This window comes from Cryocola sp. 340MFSha3.1 (assembly GCF_000383315.1).
Taxonomy (GTDB): Bacteria; Actinomycetota; Actinomycetes; order Actinomycetales; family Microbacteriaceae; genus Leifsonia.
Genome location: NZ_KB911087.1, coordinates 1,344,111 through 1,362,914, shown reverse-complemented (window position 1 = coordinate 1,362,914; position 18,804 = coordinate 1,344,111). Strand labels below are relative to the sequence as shown.

The window sequence follows — 18,804 nt, the reverse complement described above, 5'->3', positions numbered from 1 at the left end:
GAAAACCGGTCACACATTGTTTCGACCGCGTAAACGAAGAAACCATCTCTTGTTACCGCTCACATTCTGTCTTAGTCTGGCATTGGGTGGTATCGATCTGGGATACAGTCGGGTCCACCCCGCAGCCGATTCGGCACCCGAGAAGTTCAATGGAGAAGCACATGCAGACGTACTCTGCGGTCGTCGTCGCCGCCGGTGGGCAGGGCCGGGTCCACGCCGCCGCCTACCAGGCCGACGAGCGGGTGCGACTCGTCGGGGTCGCCGATGTCGACAGCGGCGCGGCCGACCGGCTCGCGACCGAACTCGGAATTCCGCGGAGCTACTCCGACGTCTCGGCGATGCTGCGCGAGGAGCGACCGGACATCGTGAGCGTGTGCACGCCTCCCGCCTTCCGCCGCGCCGTGGTCGACGCGGCGATCGACGCGGGTGTCCGCGCCATCCACTGCGAGAAGCCCTTCGCGCTCAGCTATGGCGATGCCGTCACAATGACCGAGCGTGCGGCCGATGCAGGCGTCCAGCTGACCGTCAATCTGCAGCGCCGCTTCGAGCCGGTGCACCGCTTCGCCCGGGCCCAGCTCGACGACGGCGCCATCGGCGAGCTGGTCAGCATCGAGGGCTACTGCCCGAACCTCTTCGACTGGGGCAGCCACATCGTCGACCTCGCGCTGTTCTACCGGCACGACGAGCCGGCCGAGTGGGTGCTCGGACAGATCGATGTCAGCACCAACCGCTACGTCTACGGCGCGTTCGTGGAGACGTCGTCGCTGACGCAGGTCGCCTGGTCCGACGGCGTCCGCGCGACCATCGCGACCGGTCGTGAGCCGGCCACGCCCATCCTGAACCGCGAGAACAACCTCGGGCTGATCCTGCAGGGCAGCCGCGGCAGGATCGTCGTGAACGGCCAGGAGTGCATCGTCCAGCGGTTCGGGGTCGACGGCATGCGCTTCGCGTCCCCGTACGCGAGCGATCCGTCGACCTGGGACCACGGGATCGATCCGGCCATCTTCGCCTGCACCCGCGAGGCCGTCGCCGATCTGGTCGACGGCCTGCAGACCGGCGAGGAGCCTGTTCTGGCCGCGCGCCACGCTCTCGCCGGCGCGGCCATCGTCTTCGCGACCTACGAGAGCAGCCGGTCGCGGGGCCGCGTCGGGTTGCCGCTCCAGGTGTACGACAACGCCCTGCTCAGCGGGCTCGACAAGGGACTGTGGTCGCCGGTGGGCGAACTGCGGTCGACGTGGTGACGCGGATGGGAACGGCGACGGTCATGCTCGTGGGCGACGACGTCTACGAAGACCTCTTCGGCGCGGGCGTCGAGCTCCAGGCGATGCTGGCCGACGAAGGTCTCGCCACTCGCGTGCGCATCGGCGCGGGGTCGCTGCGCGAACCGGCTTCCGCATCCGTCCCGCACGCGCCGGACGACGTCATCGCCCTCTATCGCGCCGCCGGCGAGCTCGACGACGACGCCCGCCGGGGACTCGAGCGCGCGGTGGCCGGTGGCGCAGGACTGCTCGCCGTCCACTCCACCGCCTACCTCGAGGACGACGCGCTCGTGCCGGTGATCGGCGCGCGGTACCTCGACCATGGTCCGCGCCCCCACGAGTCCCGGTTCGCCGTCGGCCTGGCGCCGCATCCGGTGACGGAGGGCGTCGAACCGTTCGAGCTGGAGCACGAGCACTACCGCCTCGCCGTCGAGCCGGGCGTGGATGTGCTGGCCTGGCGCGATGCCCCGTACGGACGCGAGCCGCTGGTGACCGCGCACGCCTACGGACGCGGACGCGTCTGCTACCTGCAGTTCGGCCACGACCTGCGGGCCTGGGGGTCGACGGAGGTCCGCCGGCTCGTCACGAACGCGGCGCGCTGGCTCGCCCAGCCTGCACGGACGGCCGCAGAGGCCGCACCCACCACCCGCCCGATCGACGCGGAGGACACCGACCGCCCATGAGAGTGCTCCTGAGACGAGCCGTCTTCTACCTGATCACCGCCTGGGCGGCGATCAGCCTCAACTTCCTGCTCCCGCGCATCATGCCGGGAAGTCCGGCCGACGCGCTGATCGCCAAGTTCCACGGCAAGCTGTCGCCGGACGCCATCCAAGCGCTCCGCGTGCTGTTCGGCCAGAGCGACGCGAGCCTGTGGCAGCAGTATCTCGACTACTGGAAGAACCTGTTCACGGGCAATTTCGGCACGTCGTACGCGTACTATCCGACCCCGGTGTCGGACGTGCTGGCGAGCAGCATCGGCTGGACGCTCGTGCTCATCACGGTGTGCACGGTGCTCGGCTTCCTCATCGGTACCGGGCTCGGAATGATCGTGGGCTGGAAGCGGGGCTCGTGGCTGGACGGCCTCATCCCGTTCACGACACTGCTGTCGAGCATCCCGTACTTCTGGTTCGCGATCTGCGTCGTGCTGATCTTCTCGATCGTCCTGCACTGGTTCCCGCTGTCCGGCGGCTATTCGGTGACCGAGACGATCGGCTGGAACCTGGGCTTCATCGGCAGCGCCACGTACTACGCGGTCCTCCCGGCGCTCACCATCGTGGTCGCCTCGATCGGCGGCTGGCTGATCGGGATGCGCAACATGATGGTCACGACCCTCAGCGAGGACTACGTCCGGCTGGCGGAGGCGAAGGGCCTCCCGAAGCGGCGCGTGATGTTCAGCTACGCGGCGCGCAACGCCATCCTCCCGTCGTTCTCGAGCTTCGCGATGTCGCTCGGCTTCGTGGTGGGCGGCTCGATCGTGACCGAGGTCGTCTTCAACTACCCCGGGATCGGCACCGTGCTGTTCAAGGCGGCGCAGGCCCAGGACTACCCGCTCATGCAGGGCATCTTCCTGGTGATCACGATCACCGTCCTGGTCGCGAACCTCCTCGCCGACCTCATGTACGTCTTCCTCGACCCCCGCACACGAGAGAGCTGAGCTGACATGGCCATCGCCGCCGCCACCGCCGTCGAAGCGGAGAACGCCGAGACGGACACCCCGACATCCCGCTTCGCGTGGATGCGCGCCTTCCGCCGTCCCTGGACCCTCACCGGCATCGTCATCACCGCCGTCTTCTGCATCTTCGGGATCATCGGCCCCTGGGTGGCGCCGTACGACCCGTCGGCGGTCAGCAAGGCGACCCTGCAGCCGCCGAGCCCGGAGCACTGGCTCGGCACGACGCAGACCGGCCAGGACGTGCTGTCGCAGATGCTGTACGGCACGCAGATCTCGTTGCTCGTCGGCGTCGGCGCGGCGATCGTCGCGACCGTGCTCTCGGTGCTCGTCGGTCTGGCCGCCGGATACCTCGGCGGGCTCTCGGACGAACTGCTGTCGCTGCTCGCCAACGTGTTCCTGGTCATCCCCGCCCTGCCCCTGACGGTCATCCTCGCCTCCTACCTGCCGAAGTCGGGATCGCTCGGCATCATCCTGGTGATCTCGATCACGGGATGGGCGTGGGGCGCTCGCGTGCTGCGGGCGCAGACCCTGTCGCTGCGCAAACGCGACTTCGTCGAAGCGGCCAGGGCGACCGGCGAGCGCACGTCCAGCATCATCTTCCGCGACATCTTCCCGAACCAGATCGCCGTCATCGCCGCGAGCTTCCTCGGAACGGTCACCGGCGCGATCCTCACGCAGGCGAGCCTCGCGTTCCTCGGGCTGACGAACGTGACCGAGTGGTCGTGGGGCACCATCCTCTACTGGGCGCAGGTCTCGAGCGCGATGCTGACCGGCTCCTGGTGGTGGTTCGTCCCGGCCGGGCTGGCGATCGCGCTGCTCGGCACCGGGTTGTCGCTGGTGAACTTCGGGATCGACGAGTTCATCAACCCACGGCTGCGCCAGGCGGGCATCGGCACCAGGAAGGCGCAGCGGGCGCAGGTGCGTGCGCAGCGGGCGAAGATCGTGCGGGGGCCGGCCCGGGTGCGCGGCCAGCGTCCGCCCCACCAGCCGTACGACCCGGTGACCAGCGACGTCATCCTGAAGATCGAGAACCTGCACGTCGACTACGTCGGCGAGAACTCGGTGACGCCGGCCGTCAACGACGTGTCGCTGACGCTCCGCCGGGGCGAGGTCCTCGGCATCGCGGGGGAGTCCGGGTCGGGCAAGTCGACGCTGGCCTACGCCATCACACGGCTGCACAAGCCGCCCGCGCAGATCACCGGCGGCGGCATCCTCTACACGAACTCCGACGGCTCGACCATCGACATCCTCCGGATGAGCGAGAGCGAGCTGCGCGACTTCCGGTGGGACGAGCTGTCCATCGTGTTCCAGTCGGCCATGCACGCGCTCAACCCCGTGCTGACGGTCGGCGCGCAGCTCGACGACGTGCTCCGCGCACACCGCCCCGACCTGTCGGCCGCGGATCGCGCCGCACGCGTGGTCGAGCTGCTCGGGCTCGTCGGCATCCAGACCGACCGGGTGAACGCCTACCCGCACGAGCTCTCCGGTGGGATGCGGCAGCGCGCCATGATCGCGGTGGGGCTCGCCCTCGACCCCGAGATCATCGTGATGGACGAGCCCACCACGGCGCTCGACGTCGTCATCCAGCGCCAGATCATCGAGAAGATCATCGAGCTGAAGGACCGGCTGGGCTTCGCCGTCGTGTTCATCACCCACGACCTCTCGCTGCTCATCGAGCTCTCGGACACCATCGCGGTCATGTACGCCGGACGCGTGGTGGAGCTCGCGGACGCCGACGAGTTCTACCGGAACCCGCGGCACCCCTACAGTCAGGGGCTGCTGGCGTCGTTCCCGACCCTGTCCGGCCCGAAGCGCGAGCTCGCCGGCATCCCCGGGTCGCCGCCGGACCTCCGCAAGCTGCCGACGGGATGCGCCTTCGCGCCCCGCTGCCCGCTCGCGTTCGACCGCTGCGTCGAGGTCGTTCCTCCGCTCATCCCCCTGGCAGGACCGGCCGAGTGGCGACAGGCGGAAGCCGCCTGCCTGCTCTACGAGGGGGACGGTTCTGCGCCGAACCGGACGCCGGACGCCGTCGCCGAACTTCCGCACGCCCGAATGGAGGATGTCCGATGACCACCATCGAGACCGCGCCGCAGGAGGTCGCACCATCCGGTGAGGATGCGCCCCTGCTCGAGGCACGTCACGTCACCAAGCACTTCACGGTGCACAGCTCGCCGTTCCGTCGCGGTCCGCGCCGCGTCGTCCACGCCGCCGACGACGTGTCGCTCGCCCTCTACGCCGGGCGGATCATGGCGCTCGTCGGCGAGTCCGGATCGGGCAAGTCGACCTTCGCCCGGCTGCTGGCGCAGCTGCACCCGGTGACGTCGGGAGAGATCCTGTACCGCGGCAAGCCGGTCCGCGTGAAGGGCGGGGCGTCGTTCCGGGCGCACGTCAGCAAGGTGCAGCTGATCCTGCAGGACCCGTTCGGGTCGTTCAACCCGGTCGCGACGATCGCGCGCACTCTGACGCGCGCCGTGCGCATCCATCACCCGAAGGCCGACGGCGCCGCCCAGCGGCGCATCATCGACGACCTGCTTGCGCAGGTGAGCCTGCGGCCGGCGCGCCAGTTCACGGAGAAGTACCCGCACGAGCTGTCGGGCGGTCAGCTGCAGCGCATCTCGATCGCGCGGGCGCTCGCCGCCGACCCCGATGTCTTCCTCGCCGACGAGCCGGTGTCGAGCCTCGACGTGTCCATCCGCCTCGGCGTGCTCAACCTGCTGCGCCGGCTGGTGGAGGAGCGCGGCGTCGCGCTGCTGTATGTGACCCACGACATCGCGTCCGCCCGCTACTTCGCCGAGGACACCAGCGTCATGTACGCGGGACAGCTCGTCGAGGCCGGCCCGAGCGAGACGGTCACCCAGAAGGCGGCGCATCCGTACACGCAGCTGCTCATCGCCTCGGCACCGGATCCGTCGCGTCCCGACGAGGCGCGGCCACGCGACATCGGACAGCCGCCGAGCCTGATCGACCCGCCCACCGGCTGCCGGTTCCACCCGCGCTGCCCGTTCGCGATGGACCGGTGCCGCACGGACGCGCCGCCCGCCTTCGCCCTCGAGGAGGGCCAGTGGGCGAAGTGCTGGCTGTACGCGGACGACGCAGAGGCGACCGAACGGCGCTCCGAGAACGCCGTCGCCTACGGGCTCGGTGCCGTGCGACCGGCCGGCCGCCGCATCCACACCGGGCCGCAGGCCCCCACAGACGCTCCAACGAGCACAGACGCTCCAGAAACAACCGATACCAAGGGAGACCAGCAATGAATCGCAGAAGGTCCATACGTCGCGCCGCCATCGGCGCGGCTTTGGCCGCCTCGCTCGTCGTGCCGCTCGCCGCCTGCTCGTCGAACGGTTCGGGCTCGGGCGACGGACTGATCCTCAACGTGGCGAGTCAGTCCGACAGCCTCACGCAGTCCTTCAACCCGTACCTGCCGAACACCGCGCAGGGGGCCACCTACACGAACCAGGGCGCCGGCGGCTTCATCTACGAGCCGCTCGTGCAGATCAACAACGTCGACATCGGGCACGACATCCCGTGGCTGGCGAAGTCGTGGGAGTGGAGCGACGAGAACAAGACGCTCACCCTCCACCTCCAGTCGGGCGTCAAGTGGACGGACGGCCAGAAGTTCTCGGCCGACGACGTCGTGTTCACGTACGACCTGCTGAAGAAGTACCCGGCCCTCAACGTGGGCGGCGTCGACTTCGACACCATCACGGCCAAGGACCCCGACACCGTCGTGATGACCTTCGCGGCACCGTCGGAGACGAAGTTCACCTCGCTGGTCTCGGCCGCGATCGTCTCCAAGCACATCTGGTCGAAAGTGGGCGACCCCACCAAGTACGTCGACAAGAACCCGGTCGGCACCGGGCCGTTCATCCTCGACACCTTCTCGCCGCAGAGCTTCGTGCTCAAGACGAACAAGGACTACTGGCAGACGCCCGCCAAGATCGGCGGCATCCGGTTCATCCCCTATAAGGACAACCAGGGCCAGACGAACGCGCTCGTGCAGGGCCAGGCCGACTGGTCGGGCACCTACATCGCCGACGCCGAGAAGACCTACCTCTCCAAGAGCAAGGACAACCACTACTGGGCACCGGTCGTCGGATCCGACGGCCTCATCCCGAACCTGGAGAAGTGGCCGCTGAGCGACATCGCCGTGCGCCGCGCGATCAGCCTCGGCGTCGACCGGGCGCAGATCGGGGCGGCGACGGACTCGCCGCCCGCGACGAGCCAGACCGGGCTCCCGATGCCGGCCTTCGAGAGCGAGGTCGCATCCAAGTACAAGAACCTCGACTTCAAGCAGGACAAGCCGGCCGCCGAGAAGCAGCTGACCGATGCCGGTTACACGAAGGGATCGGACGGCTACTACGAGAAGGACGGCAAGAAGGTCGAGTTCTCGGTCAGCTTCCCCGCGTCGTACACCGACATCGCGGCCCGCGCCCAGGTGCTCGTGTCGCAGCTGAAGGACCTCGGCATCAAGCTCGACATCGACACCACCTCGGTGAACGACATCAACAAGATCACCGCCGACGGTACGTTCCAGTCGACCATCGGATACCCGGTGGGCCCCGCACCCCGCGCGTTCAACATCTACGACTCGATGATGAACCCGAACAAGTACTACCCGCTGGGGCAGGCGACGCCGACGTTCGAGAACATCGAGCGGTTCAACGACCCGGTCGCGAAGGAGCTGTTCAACAAGTACCCGCTCGCGACCACGGACGAGGAGCGGGCGAAGATCCTGGAGCAGCTCGAGGGCATCTGGATCGACCAGCTCCCGATGATCGTGATGTTCTACTGGGGCAACTACGGCGACTGGAGCAGCGCGAAGGTCACCGGCTGGCCGAGCGAGGACAACCCCTACTTCGCGCCGTACCCCAACCCGGTGGTGGCGCTGAAGCTGAAGCCGGTCTCCTGACCGGACGTGCACCGTCCGCGGGCGGGCCGGTCAGCCGGTCCGCCCGCGGTCTCGCGAGAGAACGAGAGAGATGACGCGCAACAAGAACGCACTGGTCGTCGTGAACGGCGACGACATCCACCACGACCTGCTCACCGCCTCCCTGGTGTACCAGCAGCTCGGCATCGAGGCGGGCCTGGTGACCCGGCGCGGGATGGGCATGAACCGCTTCGTCGACGCCCGCCCGGAGACGGCCGACGCCGACACCTACCTGCTGTACACCTCCGGCGGGCTGTTCCCGACGGCGCAGCAGGAGGCGCTCGCCGCGGCCGTCCGCGGAGGGAAGGGGCTCGTCGGCATCCACGGCGCCAACATCCTGGGCTGGCAGGGCGACGGGCTCGACCCGGCGGACCGGCCCATGTTCGAGCTGCTCGGCAACCGGTATCTGTCGCACGGGCCGGGTCACCACGAGGGAAGGCACACGATCGAGATCGTGGGTGACCACGCCATCACCGAGGGCATCGACGACTTCGAGCTGTTCGACGAGTATTACGAGTTCGAACTCGCGGACGACGACGTGCAGGTGCTCGCGCGGCGGCATCGGGCGGACGGCGCGGAGATCCCCGTGATGTACGCGCGCCAGGTCGGCGACGGTCGTGTGGTCTACCTGGCACTCGGACACGACCTGCGCTCGTGGGGCGAACCGCCCGTGCGCGAGCTCGTCCGGCGCGCCCTGCAGTGGACGGCGGGTGCGCTGTGAGCGGGGAGGACTCCGGCGGCGGCGCACGACCGCTCGCCGTGATGGGGTACACCATCCTGGAGCAGGCGCTCGCCGACCTGGAGGGCACCTTCGACCGCGTCGCCGCCATCGGCTACCTCGGTGTTGAGACGTACGGGCTGGTCGAGGCGTACGGCGCGGAGCGGGTGCGCATCGCCGCCGCGTCCTCGGGCCTCGCCATCACGAGCGCCCACACCCCGTTCCCGGCGGGCGAGCCCGCGGAGCGGCTGCTGGATGCGGCCCAGGCTCTCGGCGCGCCGACCCTGGTGTGGTCGATGGAGCGCGAGGAGTTCGACTCTCCGGAGAGCATCCGCGCCGGCGTGCAGCGGGTGAACGAGGCCGCGGAGAACGCGGCCGCCCGGGGACTCGCGATCGGGTACCACAACCACTTCGCCGAGTTCTCGCAGAGCTTCGACGGCCGCCAGGCGTACGACCTGCTGCTCGACCTCCTCGACCCGCGGGTCGTGGTCGAACTCGACGCCTACTGGGCGCGCATGGGTGGCGCCGATCCCGCCGAGGTGCTGACCCGGCTGGGCGAACGCGCGCGCCTGGTCCACATCAAGGACGGGCCCGCGGTCAGCTATGAGGACGACGTGATGGTGCCGATCGGCGAGGGCGCGATGGACTGGGAGCGCATCCTGACGGCTCCCTCCGGTCTGCGCTGGCACATCGTCGAGCTGGAGCGGCTCAGCGTCGACACCTTCGACGCGCTGGAGCAGTCGTACCGTCACCTGGTCGGCCTGGGCGTGTCCCGCGGGAGCGTGGACGCATGAGCGCGCGGGTGCTCTTCCTCGGCGGCAACGGGATGATCGGCTCGGCCGCCGCGCGCGAGGCCGTCGAGCGGGGGATCGACCTCACCATCGTGACGCGGTCGGCGCCCCGGCGTCTGGTACCGGAGGGTGTCCGCCTCCTGACCGGCGATGTGCGCGATCCCGCAGCGCTGCCCGGCCTGCTCGGCGACGAGCGGTGGGACGCCGTCGTCAACTGGGTCGCGTTCACGCCGAAAGACCTGGACGGCCACGTCGACTACTTCGGCGAACGCACCGGCCAGTACGTCTTCATCTCGACGTGCTCCGTGTTCGCGCGCCCGGTTCCGCTGCTGCCGATCACCGAATCCACCCCGCGCCGGCAGCCGGTCTTCGGGTACGCCCGCGACAAGATCGCCTGCGAGCTGCTGCTCGAAGAGGCGTACCGCGAGCAGGGATTCCCGCTCACGATCGTCCGCCCGTTCCACACGTACGACGAGACGACGGTCCCGGTGCTCGCCGGCTGGACGGCGATCGAGCGGATGCGCGCGGGCGAACCGGTCGTCGTCCACGGTGACGGCACATCGCTCTGGACGCTGATGCACTCGAGCGACTTCGCCCGCGCGTTCGTGCCGCTGCTCGGCGAGGGCCACGCGATCGGCGAGAGCGTGAACGTCGTCAGCGGCGACATCCTCACCTGGGATCAGATCCACCTGGAGCTGGCCCGCGCCGCCGGGGTGCGCTCGCCGCTGCTGGTGCACCGCTCGAGCCAGACCATCGGCGAGGAGATCCCCGGCTGGGACGAGGTGCTGGAGCACGACTTCCGGCACACGATGCTGTTCGACACGACGAAGCTGCAGCGGCTCGTGCCCGGCTTCGCGCCGCAGGTGTCGTTCGCCGAGGGGGCGCGTCGGGTGGTGCGTCACCACGACGAGCACCCGGATGCGCGCGGAGTCAGCGCGGAACTCGCCGCGGCATTCGATCGTCTCGCGGCGCGGTAACGAGTGGTATGAATGAGGCGTGCTATCGGCAGGGAGAGGGTATCGACGTTGACGCAGCCGGAGACTCTCGGTCGAGACGCGGTCGCCGCCATCCGGCCTGACTACCCCGAGCCCCTGTGGATCCAGGTGATCAACCTGATCACCCACGAGATCGCCACCGGCGTGCTGAAGCCGGGCTCACGCCTGCCACCGGAGCGCGAGTTGTGCCAGCAGCTGTCGATCTCGCGTGTGACGCTGCGCAAGGCGCTCAGCCAGCTGGTCGAGGACGGCGTGCTCAGCGCGTCGCACGGCCGTGGCTGGTACGTCGCCCAGGCGCCGGCGCCGGGCAAGGACTTCCCGAACAACCTCGAGTCGTTCACCGAGACCGCGAACCGGATGGGGCTGGCCGCGTCGTCCACCGTGCTGCGCGCGGAGACGAAGGCGGCGACGCTGGACGAGGCGGAGGAGCTGGGCGTGGCGCCGGGCACTCCGCTGTTCCACCTGGAGCGGGTCCGCCTGCTCGACGAGGTGCCGATCGCCGTCGACGTCACGCGGCTGCCGGCGACCATCGCCCCGTCGCTCGAATCGGTTGACTTCGCCACCGCATCCTTCTATGAGGCCCTGGCGGACGCCGGCGTCGAGCCGTTCCGCGCCGACGCGACGATCGAGGCGCGCGAGGCCACCGGAACGGTCGCCGAGCACCTGGGGCTGGAGCTCGGGAAGCCGGTGCTGGTCATGCGCCAGGTCGCCGTCGACCAGTCCGAGCGTCCGCTGTTCGTGTCGACGATCACGTACGCGGGCGAGCGCTACCGCCTGCGCACCCACTTCGCCCGCACGCGCTAGCCGCATCCCTCCGCCCGTCCGCCACCGCGGCAGGCGAAAACGGAGGAGTTCGGCGGGCGGCACGCCGCGGGATGCGGGAAACGGAGGTGGTTCGGGGCCGGAAGGGTTCCGAGCACCTCCGTTTTCCGCATCAGGCGGGGCGCGGGGGTCAGGCGGTGGCGAGGAGCTCCGCGACGGCGGCGTCGTCCGCCCACGCACGCGCCCAGTGACCCGGCTGCGCGGGGCCCGGGTCGTCGGGCGTCACCAGCACGTCGGGGGAGAGGCGGAAGCGCTCGGGGTCGAGGTCGAAGGCCTCGGAGTGCGGGTCCGGCGCCGCCCGCACCAGCAGCTGCGTGTACGGGTGGATGGGGTTGAGGATGACCTCGCTCGACGGACCGCGCTCGACCACCCGGCCGTGGCGCATGACGACGATCTGCGTCGAGAAGTGCCGCGCGGTCGCGAGGTCGTGCGTGATGTAGAGCACGGCGAGGTTCCGCTGCTTTTTGAGGTCGTCGAGGAGCTGCAGGATCTCGAGCCGGATGGACACATCCAGCATCGACACCGGCTCGTCGGCGATCAGTACTTCCGGCTGCGGGGCGAGCGCCCGCGCGATGGCGATGCGCTGACGCTGCCCGCCCGAGAGCTCGTGCGGATACTTCGCCAGGATCTCGGCCGCCGGCCCCAGATTCACCGAGTCGAGCAGCCGGTGCAGTTCCCTCTCCTCCTCCGCGCGGGTGCGCACGATGCCGTGGATGCGCAGCGGCCGCACCAGCTGGTGGCGGATCGGGAGCGACGGGTTGAGGGAGGAGAACGGGTCCTGGAACACCATCTGGACGCGTTTGCGGTAGCGCTTGGTGGCGCGGCGTCCGGAGCCGATGCGCTCCCCGTCGAGCGTGATGTCGCCCGCCGTCGGATCGACCAGCCGGATGAGCATCTTGGCGATCGTCGACTTGCCGCTGCCCGACTCGCCGACCAGGGCGACGGATTCGCCCGGACGCACGATCAGTGAGACGTCGTCGACGGCCTTCAGGATGTGCGGGCGCAGGCCGCTCCCGCGGATCTGGTAGTCCTTGGCCAGGTGGAGCGCCTCGAGCGTCGTCATGCCAGCGCCTCCTCTCCTCGTTCGATGTCGACATAGCGTGTGCCCGTGAGCGGGACGTCGCCGCGGAGGCTGGGGAACGACCGCAGAAGGTGCCGGGTGTATTCGTGGCCGGCGCCGTCGAGCAGCGCCTGCGGGGTGTTCTCCTCGACTAGACGCCCCGACAGCATGACGCCGACCCGGTCGCTGATCTCGAGCAGCAGACCGAGGTCGTGGGTGATGAACAGCACGGCGAAGCCGAACTCGCTGCGCAGCCGGTCGATCTCCTCGAGGATGTTGCGCTGCACGACGACGTCGAGCGCGGTCGTCGGCTCGTCCATGATGATCAGCCGGGGCCGCAGGGCGAGGGCCATGGCGATCATGACGCGCTGCCGCATCCCGCCGCTCAACTCGTGCGGGTAGCTCTTCAGCCGGTCGACCGGGATGCCGACGGTGCGGAGCAGTTCGGCGGCGCGCTCCCGGCGCTCCGCTCGGCTGAGTCCCGCGCGGTGGTCGACGAAGACGTCCTCGATCTGCGCCCCGATCCGGTGGACGGGGTTGAGGGCGTTCATGGCGCCCTGGAAGACCATCGAGATCTCCTGCCAGCGGAAGGCGCGCAGCTCGCGGCCGTCGAGACCGAGGATGTCGGTCGTCCCGCCGTCTTCGCGGCGCCACTCGATGGAGCCGCCGCTGATCTGGGCGGGAGGCTGCAGTAGCCGGGTCACCGTGTACGCGAGGGTCGACTTCCCGCATCCCGACTCTCCCGCCAGCCCGACGATCTCGCCGGGGTGGATCTCGAGCGAGACGCCGTCGACGGCCCGCACCGGGCGGTCGGTGGCGTAATCGACGGTCAGGTCGCTGATGCGCAGCAGCGGTTCGCTCATGCGGCTGCTCCCTTCGGGGCGGTACGGGAGCGCTTGGCGATGGCCGCCGTCCGCAGCCGCGGGTTGATGCGCTCATCGATCGAGAAGTTGATCAGGCCGAGGGCGGCCCCGAGGATGGCGATGCAGAGCCCCGGCGGGACGAACCACCACCACGCGCCGAGGGTGATCGCCTGGGCGTTCTGGGCGAAGAACAGGATGCTGCCCCAGCTCTTGCCGCCGGGCGCGCCGAGCCCGAGGAAGGACAGCCCGGCCTCCGCGAGGATCGCGCCGAGGGCGCCGAAGACGAACTGGCTGGCGATGATCGGCATGAGGTTGGGGAGGATCTCGCGCAGCATGATGCGCCAGTTCGACTCGCTGGCGACGCGCGCAGCATCCACGTAGTCCCGGGAGCGCACCGACAGGGTCTGCGCGCGGAGGACGCGGGCCGCACCCGCCCACGACACCAGGGCGATGACGACGGCGATCACCACGATGTCGCGCGACTCGACGTAGTCGGTCACGATGATGAGCAGCGGGAGGCCGGGGATGACGAGGAACACGTTGCTGATGAGGGACGAGAGGTTGTCCCAGAACCCGCCGAGGAACGCGCCGCCGATGCCGAACAGCATCGAGAGCACCACGGTGATCGCGCCGGCGACCACGCCGATCACCACGGAGCCCGTGGTTCCTGCGTAGACCTGCGCGAAGACGTCCTGCCCGATGTTCGTCGTGCCGAACCAGTGCTCCGCGCTCGGCGGCTGGAGTCCGACGAGGCTGGACTGGTTGGGGTTCGGGACGAGGAGGGGAGCGGTCAGGGCGACCAGCGCGAAGAAGACGCAGATCGCGATCCCGACCCAGAACTTCCACCCGCGGGAGGTGCGGCGCCGGTCGGCGCGGCGCGATCGGCCGGCGGCCCGGAGGAACCCGGTGCGGGCGGCCGCGGCGTCGTCGGCGTCGGGCTCGGAGCCGGACAGCTCCGGGTCGGCGAGTTCTTGCTGCGTGAAGCTCATGGGGACTCCTAGTTCGCCAGCCGCGTGCGCGGGTCGATGAAGCCGTAGACGAGGTCGACGACCAGGTTCGCTCCGAGGACGGCCAGGGTGATGATGAGGAACAGCGCCTGCATCAGGGGGTAGTCGTTGTTCTGCACGGCGGTCAGCAGGGTGAAGCCGACGCCCGGGTACCCGAACACGCTCTCGGTGACCACCGATCCGTTGACGATGAAGCCGAGGGACATCGCGAACCCGGCGACGCTCGGGAGCAGCGCGTTCCGCATGGCGTACGAGCCGAAGACCCGTCCCGGTCGCAGCCCCTTCGCCCGCGCGGTGACCACGTAGTCCTCCGCCATCGTCGACACCATCATGTTGCGGGTGCCGAGCAGCTGGCCCGAGACGGACGCGAGGATGATCGTGATCGCCGGGAGGGCGCCGTAGACGATGACGGAGCCGATGAACTCCGGTGTGAACCCGGGCACGATGTTGAGGTCGTAGCCGCCGCTGACCGGGAACCAGTGCAGGATCGACCCGAACACGTAGACGAGCACGAGGGCGAGCCAGAAGTAGGGGATCGCCGAGAAGAAGGTGGAGGCGGGGAGGATCGCGTCGGTCCAGCTCCCGCGACGCCAGCCGAGCCACGAGCCGAAGACGACGCCGATCACGTAGCTGATGACGGTCGCGAGGCCGACGAGCGCGAGCGTCCACGGGAGCGCCTGCATGGCGACGTCGATCGCCGGGGTCGGGTAGTAGCTGACCGAGAGGCCGAACTGGCCGGTGAAGATGTTGTGCAGGTACTGCCCGTACTGGACGATGAGCGGCTCGTGCGAGACACCGAACTGCAGTTCGAGGGCGTGCCGGGCCTCCGGGGGCATCGGGGCGACACCCTGCGTCTTGGCGAGGATGACGTCCACCGGGCTGCCTTTGACCAGCCGGGGGAGCAGGAAGTTGAGGGTGATCGCGATCCAGCCTGCGATCAGGTAGAAGCCGAGCTTGTTGAGGTAGTAGCGCATGAGGTGGTCCCGCCGGGTCGGGGCGCGGGACGACGGGTGACCGCCGTCCCGCGCCGAGGGGTCACTTGACGGGCTTCAGCGACTTGGCGATGTAGCCGATGTTGCCGGACAGCCAGTTGGACGGGGTCGCCCACAGGTTGTCGGGCGTTGGCATCCCGGTGAAGTACTGGTCGCGGTAGGTGGTCACCGCGCCGTTCTGGCTGAGGATGATGTACGGCTGGTTCTCGGCGAAGTAGGTGCCGAGTGCCTGGTAGGCGCTGGTCAGCTGAGCCGGGTCGTTGGTGCCGCCCGCCTGCGCGATCAGCTGGTCGACCTTCGGGTCCTGGAAGCGCACGAAGTTGGCGTTGGCCGGCTTGCCGACCGGAGCCGTCTTGGCCGAGTCCAGGCTGTCGCTGAACTGCTGGAAGGGGTTCGGGCCGGTCGGGATGCGGTCGTCCAGGAGGTCGAACGAGCCGTTCTGTCGAGCGGTGGAGTAGGCGCCGAGCGACAGCTCCTCCGGGGTCGCCTGCACGCCGATCTTCTGGAAGTCCTGCACCAGCAGCTGGTTGGCGGTGATCGTGTCGGTGTAGCCCGTGACGGTGGTGATCTTGAACTTCACCGGCTGGCCGTCCTTGCCGATCAGGTTGCCGGAGCCGTCGTACGAGTAGCCGGCGTCTGTGAGGATCTTCTTGGCCTTGTCCACATCCTGGTCGAGCGTCTTGCCCGTGTAGTCGGCCGGGATGTAGGCCTCGTCCCGGGGCTGCAGGAGGCTCGTCGGGTTGGCCGGGGTGTCGGTCCCTCCGAAGGCCTGCTTGATGATCGCGTCGCGGTCGATCGAGAGGCTGAGCGCCTGACGGAAGGCGAGGTCGTCGAAGGGCGCCTTGCTGAGGTTCGGCATCAGCACCTTGATGTCGGCCGGGATGGACGTGTATTTGTTGTACTTCTTGTCCTTGTCGACGAACGACTTCTGCACATCCTGCAGCGCGATGCCGGCCCAGTCGATCTGGCCGGCGTTGAGCGAGTTGAGCGCCGCGGCGTTGCCGGTGGACGTGACCAGCCGGATGCCGGGGATCGCCGGCTGTCCCTTCTGGTAGTAGTCCTTGTTGGCCGTGAGGGTCACCGACTGCGGGGTGAACTGCCCGAAGTCGAAGGCTCCGGTGCCGATCGGCTTCTGGTTGGTGGTCTTCGCCGGGTCGGAGATGGACGACCAGATGTGCTCCGGCACGATGAAGGTGAGGCCGAGCAGGCGGTACTCGTTGGGGTAGTCCGGCTGGCTGAGCGTGATGGTGACGTGGGTGTCGTCGACGGCCTTCGCCTCGGCGATCTTGAGGCCGTAGAGGTTCAGCTCCGGCTTCTTCTCGAGCAGGTTGTACGTGTAGGCGACGTCGGCCGCGGTGAACGGCTTGCCGTCCTGCCACTTCACGCCGTCGCGCAGGGTCACGGTGTAGGTGAGGCCGTCCGGCGAGACGGTGTACTCGGTGCCGAGCCACGGCTGCGGCTTCTCGTTCTTGGCGGAGTTGAAGTAGAAGAGCGGCTCGTAGACCGCGCCGAGCACGGCGCCGTTCGCGCCATAGGCGACGTCGGCGACGAACGGGTTGAAGTTGTCGGTCAGGTTGCCGGGGTTGCCGGAGTACACGTTCAGGTAGCGGGAGCTGCTGGACGCGCCGCTGCCGGCGCATCCCGTGATGATCAGCGTGGCCGCCGCCACCGTCGCGAGAGCCGCAGCCACTCGCATCTTCATCGACTTGCGTGGTCGCACTGCATTCTCCTCGGGTTCGGGGTGATGGATTGACCGCGAGCATACATAGCGGTCCATAGAGGTAGCAAGAGGTATTTTGTTTCTGGTCTATTACGGGTTTCGGTATAGACCAATGGCGTACCACATGGCTACTATGGCGATCACACCCGTTCCAGCAGGAGGAAATGTGATTCGAGTAGGACTCCTCGGTTCCGGCTTCATCGCCGACACGTACGCGGACGCCCTCCAAGACGTCCGCGGGGCCGAGCTCGTCGCCACCTACTCACGCGACCTCGCCCGCGCTCAGGCCTTCGCCGAGAAGTGGGGCCCCATCCCGCGTCAGTACGACGACATGGCGGCCCTGTGCGCCGACCCGGAGATCGACCTCGTCGTCATCGCCCTCCCCAACGAGGTGCACGTCGAGGCGGTCCGCATCGCCGCGGCCGCGGGCAAGGGCATCGTATGCACCAAGCCGCTCGCCCGCACCGGAGCAGAGGCGGCGGAGATCCTCCGCATCGTGCGCGACGCCGGCGTCTGGCACGGCTACGCGGAGAGCTCGGTCTTCTCGCCGAACATCGCGAAGGCCCACCAGATGGTCGTCGCCGGCGCCATCGGCGACCCTCTCACCATGCGAGCGCGGGAGGCGCACTCCGGCCCGCACGCCCCGCACTTCTGGGACGCCGAGACGGCCGGCGGGGGAGCCCTGCTCGATATGGGCTGCCACACCGTCGAGTCCGCACGCCACTTCTTCGGGAAGGACAACCCGGTCACCGAGGTCTTCGCGTGGGGCGCGACGATGGCCCACGCGGACAAGACCACCGGAGAGGACACCGCCATCGCCCTCCTGAAGTTCGCGGGCGGTCAGCTGGCCCAGATCGAGTCGTCGTGGATCGAGAAGGGCGGCATGCAGCTGCGCCACGAACTCGTCGGCACTGCCGGGCGCCTCGTCACCGACACCTCGCACACTCCCGTCTGGGGCTTCATCGAGAATCCCGCCGGTTATCTGGTCGAGAAGGCGGACGCCGAGACGGGATGGGTCTACCCGGTCCCGGAGGAGGCGCGCGCCTACGGGTTCAGCCAGGAGATGCGGCACTTCGTCGAGCGCTTCGCCGAGGGGCGCGAGCCGGACGAGACGTTCGACGACGGCTTCGTCGTCAACTGCATCCTCGACGCCTGCTACGCCTCGATGCGCTCGGGCGTCTGGGAGACGGTGAGCCTCGAGCGATGACGACGACACCGACAACGACGGGCGTCGTCCGGACCGACTACCCGGACCCGCTCTGGATGCAGGCGGCCGACTCGCTGCGCGAGCGGATCGCCTCCGGCTCGCTGCCGGCTGGCGCGCGCCTTCCACCCGAGCGGGAGCTCTGCCTGACGCTCGGGATCAGCCGCGTCACTCTCCGCAAAGCACTGCAGGCCCTCGTCGAGGACGGCGCGCTCGCGCCGTCGCACGGCCGGGGCTGGTACGTGTCCGGCGAGAGCGATCAGCGCAACGAGTGGCCGAACAGCCTCGAGTCGTTCAGCGAGACCGCCGAGCGGATGGGTCTGGCGGCGAGCTCGCGCGTGCTGCAGGCGAGCGTCGCCCCCTCCACCATCGACGACGCGGAATTGCTCGGCATCGCCCCGGGCCTCCCGATCTTCCGGCTGGGCCGCGTGCGGATGCTCGGCGGCGTTCCGATCGCCCTCGACTGGGCGCTCATCCCGGCCGCCCTGCTTCCGGACGCCGAGAGCTACGACTTCGAGACCTCCTCGCTGTACGAGGCGCTCACCGAGACCGGCAACGAGCTCGCCAATGCGGAGACGACCATCGAGGCGCGCGAGGCGAGCGCCGACGTCGCAGGCCAGCTCGGCGTCCAGCCGGGAACACCGACCCTCGTGATGCACCAGGTGGTGCGCAACCGGTCGGAGCGGGCGGTGCTCGCCTCGACCGTCCAGTACGCCGGCGACCGCTATCGCCTCCGCACCTACTTCTCCCGCCACAACCGAACGGAGTCCTGAC

17 protein-coding genes are annotated in these 18,804 nt (G+C 69.0%); 12 read left to right on the top strand and 5 right to left on the bottom strand.

The window, feature by feature from the left end; translation table 11 throughout:
• Positions 1-161: 161 nt before the first annotated feature.
• The 10 genes from H284_RS0106445 (at position 162) to H284_RS0106400 (ending at position 11,166) form a co-directional block, all read left to right on the top strand.
• A complete protein-coding gene (locus H284_RS0106445) occupies positions 162-1,241 on the top strand; it encodes a Gfo/Idh/MocA family protein (RefSeq protein ID WP_231371097.1) in 1,080 nt (359 codons plus the stop codon).
• A 5-nt stretch (positions 1,242-1,246) separates the two neighbouring features.
• A complete protein-coding gene (locus tag H284_RS0106440; protein WP_231371096.1) occupies positions 1,247-1,942 on the top strand; it encodes a ThuA domain-containing protein in 696 nt (231 codons plus the stop codon).
• Positions 1,939-2,913, top strand: coding sequence for an ABC transporter permease (locus tag H284_RS0106435; protein WP_018189835.1), 975 nt, complete (start codon positions 1,939-1,941; stop codon positions 2,911-2,913). Before H284_RS0106440 ends, H284_RS0106435 begins: the two co-directional genes overlap by 4 nt.
• Before the next feature lie 6 nt (positions 2,914-2,919).
• Positions 2,920-5,001, top strand: coding sequence for a dipeptide/oligopeptide/nickel ABC transporter permease/ATP-binding protein (locus H284_RS0106430; protein ID WP_020075584.1), 2,082 nt, complete (start codon positions 2,920-2,922; stop codon positions 4,999-5,001).
• Positions 4,998-6,185 (top strand): ABC transporter ATP-binding protein, encoded by a 1,188-nt coding sequence (locus tag H284_RS0106425; RefSeq protein WP_020075583.1) that lies wholly within the window; start codon positions 4,998-5,000, stop codon positions 6,183-6,185. Before H284_RS0106430 ends, H284_RS0106425 begins: the two co-directional genes overlap by 4 nt.
• Complete coding sequence (locus tag H284_RS0106420; RefSeq protein WP_231371095.1) at positions 6,182-7,840, top strand: ABC transporter substrate-binding protein; 1,659 nt, start codon at positions 6,182-6,184, stop codon at positions 7,838-7,840. Before H284_RS0106425 ends, H284_RS0106420 begins: the two co-directional genes overlap by 4 nt.
• Before the next feature lie 70 nt (positions 7,841-7,910).
• Positions 7,911-8,579, top strand: coding sequence for a ThuA domain-containing protein (locus H284_RS0106415; protein WP_020075581.1), 669 nt, complete (start codon positions 7,911-7,913; stop codon positions 8,577-8,579).
• The gene (locus tag H284_RS0106410; protein ID WP_020075580.1) at positions 8,576-9,370 is read left to right on the top strand and encodes a sugar phosphate isomerase/epimerase family protein; all 795 of its coding nucleotides are present in this window, start codon (positions 8,576-8,578) and stop codon (positions 9,368-9,370) included. Before H284_RS0106415 ends, H284_RS0106410 begins: the two co-directional genes overlap by 4 nt.
• Positions 9,367-10,344 (top strand): NAD-dependent epimerase/dehydratase family protein, encoded by a 978-nt coding sequence (locus tag H284_RS0106405; protein ID WP_020075579.1) that lies wholly within the window; start codon positions 9,367-9,369, stop codon positions 10,342-10,344. The genes H284_RS0106410 and H284_RS0106405 overlap by 4 nt, the downstream gene beginning before the upstream one ends.
• A 48-nt stretch (positions 10,345-10,392) precedes the next feature.
• Positions 10,393-11,166 carry a GntR family transcriptional regulator gene (locus tag H284_RS0106400; protein WP_018189842.1) on the top strand — a complete coding sequence of 258 codons (774 nt, stop codon included), beginning with the start codon at positions 10,393-10,395 and terminating at the stop codon, positions 11,164-11,166.
• Positions 11,167-11,314: 148 nt separating this feature from the next.
• On the opposite strand, the gene H284_RS0106395 is transcribed toward H284_RS0106400, so the two are convergent.
• From H284_RS0106395 to H284_RS0106375, 5 genes are all read right to left on the bottom strand, one after another.
• Positions 11,315-12,247, bottom strand: a complete 933-nt coding sequence (locus tag H284_RS0106395) for an ABC transporter ATP-binding protein (protein ID WP_029042842.1) — start codon at positions 12,245-12,247, stop codon at positions 11,315-11,317.
• Positions 12,244-13,107 carry an ABC transporter ATP-binding protein gene (locus H284_RS0106390; protein WP_018189844.1) on the bottom strand — a complete coding sequence of 288 codons (864 nt, stop codon included), beginning with the start codon at positions 13,105-13,107 and terminating at the stop codon, positions 12,244-12,246. The genes H284_RS0106395 and H284_RS0106390 overlap by 4 nt, the downstream gene beginning before the upstream one ends.
• Positions 13,104-14,096: an ABC transporter permease gene (locus H284_RS0106385; protein ID WP_020075578.1), complete on the bottom strand. Its 993-nt coding sequence runs from the start codon at positions 14,094-14,096 to the stop codon at positions 13,104-13,106. Before H284_RS0106385 ends, H284_RS0106390 begins: the two co-directional genes overlap by 4 nt.
• 8 nt (positions 14,097-14,104) lie before the next feature.
• On the bottom strand, positions 14,105-15,088 hold the full coding sequence (locus H284_RS0106380; protein ID WP_020075577.1) for an ABC transporter permease: 984 nt from the start codon (positions 15,086-15,088) through the stop codon (positions 14,105-14,107).
• Between the two features lie 61 nt (positions 15,089-15,149).
• Positions 15,150-16,826: an ABC transporter substrate-binding protein gene (locus H284_RS0106375; protein WP_231371094.1), complete on the bottom strand. Its 1,677-nt coding sequence runs from the start codon at positions 16,824-16,826 to the stop codon at positions 15,150-15,152.
• 166 nt (positions 16,827-16,992) lie between these two features.
• Between H284_RS0106375 and H284_RS0106370 the strand changes: the two genes are divergently transcribed.
• Positions 16,993-18,033: a Gfo/Idh/MocA family protein gene (locus tag H284_RS0106370; RefSeq protein WP_018189848.1), complete on the top strand. Its 1,041-nt coding sequence runs from the start codon at positions 16,993-16,995 to the stop codon at positions 18,031-18,033.
• Positions 18,030-18,803: a GntR family transcriptional regulator gene (locus H284_RS0106365; RefSeq protein ID WP_018189849.1), complete on the top strand. Its 774-nt coding sequence runs from the start codon at positions 18,030-18,032 to the stop codon at positions 18,801-18,803. Before H284_RS0106370 ends, H284_RS0106365 begins: the two co-directional genes overlap by 4 nt.
• Position 18,804 lies beyond the last annotated feature (1 nt).

What these genes read in the sequence shown, in the direction of transcription:
- H284_RS0106445 (WP_231371097.1), top strand. Translation starts at nt 162, where the DNA reads ATGCAGACGTACTCTGCGGTCGTCGTCGCCGCCGGTGGGCAGGGCCGG.
- H284_RS0106440 (WP_231371096.1), top strand. Translation starts at nt 1,247, where the DNA reads ATGGGAACGGCGACGGTCATGCTCGTGGGCGACGACGTCTACGAAGAC.
- H284_RS0106435 (WP_018189835.1), top strand. Translation starts at nt 1,939, where the DNA reads ATGAGAGTGCTCCTGAGACGAGCCGTCTTCTACCTGATCACCGCCTGG.
- H284_RS0106430 (WP_020075584.1), top strand. Translation starts at nt 2,920, where the DNA reads ATGGCCATCGCCGCCGCCACCGCCGTCGAAGCGGAGAACGCCGAGACG.
- H284_RS0106425 (WP_020075583.1), top strand. Translation starts at nt 4,998, where the DNA reads ATGACCACCATCGAGACCGCGCCGCAGGAGGTCGCACCATCCGGTGAG.
- H284_RS0106420 (WP_231371095.1), top strand. Translation starts at nt 6,182, where the DNA reads ATGAATCGCAGAAGGTCCATACGTCGCGCCGCCATCGGCGCGGCTTTG.
- H284_RS0106415 (WP_020075581.1), top strand. Translation starts at nt 7,911, where the DNA reads ATGACGCGCAACAAGAACGCACTGGTCGTCGTGAACGGCGACGACATC.
- H284_RS0106405 (WP_020075579.1), top strand. Translation starts at nt 9,367, where the DNA reads ATGAGCGCGCGGGTGCTCTTCCTCGGCGGCAACGGGATGATCGGCTCG.
- H284_RS0106395 (WP_029042842.1), bottom strand. Translation starts at nt 12,247, where the DNA reads ATGACGACGCTCGAGGCGCTCCACCTGGCCAAGGACTACCAGATCCGC.
- H284_RS0106390 (WP_018189844.1), bottom strand. Translation starts at nt 13,107, where the DNA reads ATGAGCGAACCGCTGCTGCGCATCAGCGACCTGACCGTCGATTACGCC.
- H284_RS0106385 (WP_020075578.1), bottom strand. Translation starts at nt 14,096, where the DNA reads ATGAGCTTCACGCAGCAAGAACTCGCCGACCCGGAGCTGTCCGGCTCC.
- H284_RS0106380 (WP_020075577.1), bottom strand. Translation starts at nt 15,088, where the DNA reads ATGCGCTACTACCTCAACAAGCTCGGCTTCTACCTGATCGCAGGCTGG.
- H284_RS0106365 (WP_018189849.1), top strand. Translation starts at nt 18,030, where the DNA reads ATGACGACGACACCGACAACGACGGGCGTCGTCCGGACCGACTACCCG.